Genomic DNA, 5,665 nt, shown 5'->3' on the forward strand with positions numbered 1-5,665 from the left:
TGGGGGGCGGCGGCAACTGGGGCAGCAGGCGGCCCGCCTGTGCCTCGATGCTGCGCAGCAGGGCCAGCAACTCCACCAGTTGCACCGACGAGCCGGCCAACCGGCATTCGTTCAGGGCTCGGGCTATCTGGTTGAGGTTGTTGCTCATCCCGGCCAACTGGCGCATCAACACCGGATCGGCATCGTTGCTGGTATCGCGGACACGGACGGGACGGCGTTGGGGCGTCGGCAAATTCGTCTGCTGGTTGGCATCGACCGCCCCCCGGATCCAGTCCGATACGCTGAGCCCGGATGCTGTCGCACGCTCGCGCCATTCGGCTGCGGTCGGCTTGTCGATCCTGACGCTGACGGTGGTTATCTTTTGGGCCTTGGACACGCTGCCTCCGGCGGTGGGTTTAGGGGGATTGAAGGGGCATAGCCCCTCACCAGCCCCGTGTTACGTTGAGCCGCGAAGCAGGTGAAAACGTAATACGGGTCGGCTGGCTTAATACCAGTACAGCAAAAAAACAGGGGGGCGGCAACTTGCTAATTATCGTCACAGTGACACATAATAAATTACCGTTACAGTGACAGGAAATAGCTCCATGAAGGACGCCACAGATAAGGGAACTGGGGACATGTTTGGCATCAAGCGCGGACGGGGCAGGCCAAAAACCGGATCAGCCAAAACAGGGGCAGAACGACAAGCGGCCTACCGGGCAAAGCAGCAGGATAATAACGTTACGGTGACGATAAATAGGGCGCTGATGGAGGGGCTGGCCGCCCAAATGCAGGCGATCAGGGATGGGGGATCGGCGGTGGTGCTGACACAGGAGCAAGCCGGGGAAATCCTTCGGGCACTGCGAACAGCAGAAACCAAACAGCTCCGGGGATAAGACCTATTGCCCACAGGCCAAACACACAGCCTGATGGACAACCCTTCGGGATCGGCCTTACCCCCCTCGCCAAGATCCTCTCTCTAATGGCTCTCTAGGGAAAAAGAACGCCCTTTCGGGCGCTGTTATCTGATATAGGCTTTGTTTCGCGATCGCTATTTTGAAATCTTGGCGTACTTGCTAACGGTACTGGCCGAGATGTTGAGATCGTCGGCTATGGTGCTGTGCGGGTATCCGGCAGCCTTCATGCTCTGGATGGCCTCCCATAGTGCCCAGTTCGTGGACTTGGGCCTCCCCCCGCCCTTGGATACCTTGCCACCAATGCGCCCCCCCTTAGCCCCTCTGATGGCCTGAATCTCGGGGGTATGTGTCCGATCAACGTAATCCGCAAACGAGGTCGGGGTAAGGTGCCGCCAGATCCAACGGGCGATACTCTTGGCCGTGGCCTTGATCTCACTATGGGGCAACGGGCCACCTTGCTCACGCCCAAACGCATTAGCGCTCTCACAAGCGACACGGACAGCCTCAGCCCATGCTTCATAGCCATTGGGCCGCCAATACTCCCGCACCGCACTGTAGCCCCATTCCCGCACGCTATCGAACACCGTGACGTTACGCCCCAGTCCGCTAACCTCTTTGCCGCTGCGGCGGTTGTAGGCTGCTAAATCCGCATCTGGGCAGAACTCGGCGAGGTAGTCGAGGGGATAGGGCGCATGGTTATGCCATACCGTCCACCAATCGCTGTGTACGGGGTTTTTGGTGATCAACCCAACGTACCCCATGTCAGCGCCCAGCCGCTTCGCCAGAACATGCTCTATGGCCGCTAGATAGCGCAGTGGCTTTAACCTGGCTGCATTGGTTCGCGCCACTGGCGCGGCCAGCAGATAGCCAAGGTGGTAGTTGCCGTTTTCGGGGTTGATCGCGATCCAATGCGGCGCAGGCAAGCCACGCTCTCGCCACTCTTGATGCCCTTCTCGCCGCTGCTCATAGGGCTTTCTGTCCACATCAAACACAATACAGGAGACATACGGCGGTGGGTTATGCTGAATGTGACGGAAGGCCAGCGCAGTTGCCTGCGGGCGGATATGCAGACCCAACGCCGGATCGTCGGTGCAGTAGGGGCGAAGAGGGAGCCGTTCGACGAACTCGGCGGCTTGAAGCGCTGGTTTTACCATCGAACACCGCGCTTATTGGCGGTGCAGTCTTGTGTGAGATCGGTCATGTGATATGCTTTCTCTGTTCTTAGTGAACGGCCCCGAATTACTGTTTCCTCCGCCAAGATGAAACGCAGTAGTTCGGGGTTTGTCTTTTCTGGACAGTACGTTAACGCAGTACCTACGCCTGAGCAACGTTAGTCGCTTCTAACTTTCTTTCACCTTTACCGACACATTGGCCTCACTCAACGCAGCCTCAACCTCTAAGTTCTGCCAAGCCTCTTGGTCAAAATCACCTTGCATCTCTTGGTTCTCGTTTACCACGGTGGAGTATCATCAACCAGCGCCCGGTTCTTCCGTGCAGCTTTGGTTTCCGCTTTGAGCTGATTGATCTTCGCTTCAGCCTGCTCCGGCGGCAAAGTCTTCCGCCATTCAGCCCGCTGTGCGCTTCGTTCTGCCTTGGCTGCTCTTCGTTGCTTTTTCTCTGCCTGATCGGCCTTGTGCTGCGCCTTCTTGCTCTGTGGCTTATTTGGACCTGGCAAGGTTTTCCCTGTTTTCTCTGCGTGACGCTTTAATACCGCAGCCTTGCGCTCTTCAAAGGTCAACGCCTTATCGATCAACCGCCCCCTTTGTATTGCCTCGCCCACCGCTTGCCCTGCAAGTTCAGGAGCGACGTCTACAACGTCCAGTTTTGCTCTTGGGGTAGGTCTGTTCTTCTTCTGCCGAGCCTGCTGCAACCGAGTAATTTCGCTCATCTCATCAGCAGGGTTGCGGAGGAGATCCAGCCCTGTAGCTCGCTTGTCTGCCTTGGCGTTTTTAGCAGCTTTTTCCCAGTTCAAACCACCCATCACACCTCCCTGACCTAAATAAACCCGGCTTCGCGCTGGTGACGCAGAGCCAAGATCACTACGGTTTCACCCTCTAGGCGGTAACGCGCTAGATAGCCACTGTCCCCAAAGGGGATCACCCATTCGCGGAACACCTCCGGGAGCCCTTCAATAGGACGACCCATCGCGGGTTGTTGTCCGAGCTGGGCCAGCGCTGAACGGATGGTTTGGGCTGCTCGCTGTGCAACAACCGGGCTCTTACTGTGCAAGAACTCGCGCAGCCGTTTAAGGTCACGCAGAGCAGCCGGAGAGAGGATCACTTGTGGCATGCAGGTGCACCACCTTCAATCTCGGTGCCCCAACCAGCCAACCACTGATCGGCCTCCTCAAGAGAGACATGCAAACCAGTCTCCTGAAACTCCTGCCAAGCATCGAGGGTATCGCGGCGGAACGCCTCCTTGCGCTCTTCGCGCTCAACATACTGGGTGATGGCTTCGCGCATCATCCAGTGCGCTGAACGGTCGCGGGCAGCAGCTAGCTGCTTGATCCGGCTTTGGGTATCGCTATCAAGTTTGATAGACATGGGTTTGGTAGCTGCGGACATAAGACCTCACTGTTAGCCAAAGGTATTACCTAGCGATACCTAAATTTACCACGCAATCCAAGCGCCGTCACAACCCGATTGCAGTACTGCAATGCAGCCCCCGAGCCTGGGGCGACTAGCGCAGTCTGTCGCCACTGGCTCGGGGGCCGCCAAGCGGAGCGCGGCAGAACGGGCTAGACCTTCATCCACCGCAGCAGCAGGGCCAACAACGCTATCCATGCCGCCACACCCCAAGAAGGCCCCGCTAAAGCGCTGTAGAGCGGCCCAAGGCCCAACCAGTACGCAACCCAGCACAGCAGGGCTTTCGCCGCGAACAAGGCGGCCATTGCCGCCACGGTATGCCACAGCATCAGCCCCGGAAACCGATCACTCAATCGCACCTCAATCCACCTCCACGCCTGCATCGAGCAACCGTTGCCGCCATGTATCGGCGGACAACAGGGCATAGTGGGCCACCTGCTGGCGCAGGTATTCGGTATCAATGACGATCCAGCGGCTGCCGTCGTCATCGATCATCCAGTCGATGGTCGCATCGAGGAGGTCGATCAGCGGCTTTCCATCGGCCCATAGCCACGGTGAGCCTTGATAGATCGCCAGTTCGTACTCAACCGGGGGAAACTGGCGAATATGCGCCACCGTGTCAGGTGTACCCAACCGACCTGATTTCATACCCGATCTCCTTAATTATTGTCACTGTGACGATATATCACATGCTAAATCCACGATCTCGCCGCTGCTCTTTTCGCAGCTCCGCGGCCCTGTCGGCGATCAGCGCTGCGCCTTCTGAAAGGCGTTCAGCGCCTTGCTCAAGTCGTTGATACTGCTGTTCAAGCTCCCAAGCGCAGTCCCTGTGACTCTGTTCGAGTGCTCTACCCCGCTCTGCAACGTATCGAACGCTCTCTGTAGCTCGCTGCATAGCGTCCCGCAGCTCGCCAGCGCACTGGTGCAAGCGGTTTGCAACTCGCTCAAAGAGCGCGCCTGCTGCTGCAATTGCAGCTCCAACGCCGCCGTTTGCTGCTGGTGTGCCGTTTCTATCCGCTCCAGCCTGTCGAGCAGTATCCGCTCCAGTTCGGTCATTCAGTTCACCTCCACGGCCATCTTGCCGCTCTTCGTTTCGAACGGTTTCCCCATGCTGGGGGCGAGGATGTAGCCCTTGCCATCCTCGCCCTTGGCGTAACTCACCCCATTGGGGAGTTGGGCCAGCGTGGCTTTCGCGCTGCGGATCTCGCTGTTCAACCGTTGAACCTCGCTGCCCATCCAGCTCAATACCCCCCAGCTCCCCAGCCCGATCCCCACAGAGGTGCATACCCCGACCAGCAAGGCTTTGAGCCAAACGCTGGAGACCAGCTTGAGGGTGTTGGTCTCGCTCTGGGCCTGCTCCAAAACCTCCCTCAATGGAACGGTCGAATCGGTGATCTGTTGGGGCAAGCCCTCGATCCCTTTCTTGATAGCGCCCACGGTTGTATTCAGCTCGTCGCTCACACGCTTCTCTAAGTCTTTCTTGAGCTCGTCGAGCACCGCTTTCGCTAACTTCTCCACCTCGCCCAATTCCTGCTCTTGCCGCTGCTTGAGCCTCTCGCTCAAGCGTTCTTTCTGCTGTCCAAGACGCTCCATAGAGTTCCCCTTTTAACCGGATAGCTTTGGGATAGCCCTCCGGCTTGATGCTGGTGTAATCGGCCCCCGTGCGCGTGATTTCGCACCCGAGCGAGGTTTGTAGGTAGTCCCGCAGCTCCGCCGCATTGGAGATCACTCTCTGCTCGGCGGCGGCGAATAGGTGGTCGGTGATCTGTTTCTTGATGGCTGTCTTATCGCTCTTGTCCTTGAACGCCTCGAAGTCTGGCCGTAGCAACCGCGCCCGAAGCGGGTCGTCTGGCCGCGCCCAGCCCCTTTCGTGGTTGTGTTTATCCCTCACCGCATCGAAGGCTTTACGGTGACCAGGTGGGGCCGGGTTGAACGATTTGCCTGTGCCCAGGTGAACACGGGGGATCAGGATGTGGACGTGAACCCCGCCATCCGGTTCGTCGTGCTGGACCGCCGTCAGGTGGACGTCTTCCGGCTCCAACCCAGCAAACGCCACCGCCTCGAAGTCCGCCAAAACCGCCGTGATCTCGTGGGCGGTGTGGGCCTGACCAGTCTCTTCGTCCAGCATCTTCTCGGCGTTGCCGTGGTCGGCAGTGATCAGGCACTCGCCACCCACTTCGGCCA

8 protein-coding genes are annotated in these 5,665 nt (G+C 58.5%); 1 reads left to right on the forward strand and 7 read right to left on the reverse strand.

What is annotated here, in order from left to right; genetic code table 11:
- On the reverse strand, positions 1-376 hold a 376-nt coding region (locus AB5Y97_RS18285), incomplete at its 3' end, for a MobC family plasmid mobilization relaxosome protein (RefSeq protein WP_368158654.1).
- A 208-nt stretch (positions 377-584) separates the two neighbouring features.
- Between AB5Y97_RS18285 and AB5Y97_RS18290 the strand changes: the two genes are divergently transcribed.
- Positions 585-875 (forward strand): hypothetical protein, encoded by a 291-nt coding sequence (locus AB5Y97_RS18290; protein ID WP_368158657.1) that lies wholly within the window; start codon positions 585-587, stop codon positions 873-875.
- 155 nt (positions 876-1,030) lie between these two features.
- Here AB5Y97_RS18290 and AB5Y97_RS18295 read toward each other — a convergent pair whose 3' ends face one another.
- From AB5Y97_RS18295 to AB5Y97_RS18320, 6 genes are all read right to left on the reverse strand, one after another.
- On the reverse strand, positions 1,031-2,050 hold the full coding sequence (locus AB5Y97_RS18295) for a replication initiation protein (RefSeq protein ID WP_368158658.1): 1,020 nt from the start codon (positions 2,048-2,050) through the stop codon (positions 1,031-1,033).
- Between the two features lie 296 nt (positions 2,051-2,346).
- Entirely contained in the window at positions 2,347-2,877 is a 531-nt protein-coding gene (locus tag AB5Y97_RS18300; RefSeq protein WP_368158660.1) for a hypothetical protein, read from the reverse strand.
- 14 nt (positions 2,878-2,891) lie between these two features.
- Positions 2,892-3,185 (reverse strand): type II toxin-antitoxin system RelE/ParE family toxin, encoded by a 294-nt coding sequence (locus AB5Y97_RS18305; RefSeq protein WP_011222050.1) that lies wholly within the window; start codon positions 3,183-3,185, stop codon positions 2,892-2,894.
- Positions 3,173-3,439: a CopG family ribbon-helix-helix protein gene (locus AB5Y97_RS18310; RefSeq protein ID WP_231556881.1), complete on the reverse strand. Its 267-nt coding sequence runs from the start codon at positions 3,437-3,439 to the stop codon at positions 3,173-3,175. Before AB5Y97_RS18310 ends, AB5Y97_RS18305 begins: the two co-directional genes overlap by 13 nt.
- Before the next feature lie 402 nt (positions 3,440-3,841).
- Entirely contained in the window at positions 3,842-4,129 is a 288-nt protein-coding gene (locus AB5Y97_RS18315) for a hypothetical protein (RefSeq protein WP_167568017.1), read from the reverse strand.
- Between the two features lie 37 nt (positions 4,130-4,166).
- Positions 4,167-5,665: relaxase/mobilization nuclease domain-containing protein (locus AB5Y97_RS18320; RefSeq protein WP_368158663.1), on the reverse strand; the 1,499-nt coding region annotated here is incomplete at its 5' end.

The sequence above is a fragment of the Aeromonas sp. R10-2 genome, assembly GCF_040908445.1.
Lineage (GTDB): Bacteria > Pseudomonadota > Gammaproteobacteria > Enterobacterales > Aeromonadaceae > Aeromonas > Aeromonas veronii.